Source organism: Pseudoalteromonas sp. GW168-MNA-CIBAN-0100 (assembly GCF_040309225.1).
GTDB lineage: Bacteria > Pseudomonadota > Gammaproteobacteria > Enterobacterales > Alteromonadaceae > Pseudoalteromonas > Pseudoalteromonas arctica.
The window spans coordinates 1-243 of the sequence record NZ_JBEOOL010000968.1; the positions used below are offsets into that span (position 1 = coordinate 1).

Annotated in this window: 1 pseudogene; it reads left to right on the forward strand. The window is 42.4% G+C overall.

Going from position 1 to position 243, the window contains the following annotated elements:
- Positions 1 to 243: pseudogene (locus tag AAEY62_RS24225) on the forward strand (Y-family DNA polymerase); the annotation flags it as partial.

Here is a 243-nt window from a genome sequence, read left to right on the forward strand (position 1 = left end):
CTATTTTACAAAGAATGAGTTGCCAAGATATATGGGGTATTGGTAAGCGTTTAGCCAAAAAATTAAAAGTAATGAACATACACACTGCATGGCAATTAGCGCAGCAAAACCCTAACAGTATGCGCCGTGCATTTAGTGTGGTGGTAGAGCGCACTGTAAATGAGCTTAATGGCATACCTTGCTTAAATTGGGACGACGTACGCCAAGATAAGCGCGAGATATTTTCGACCCGAAGCTTTGGTG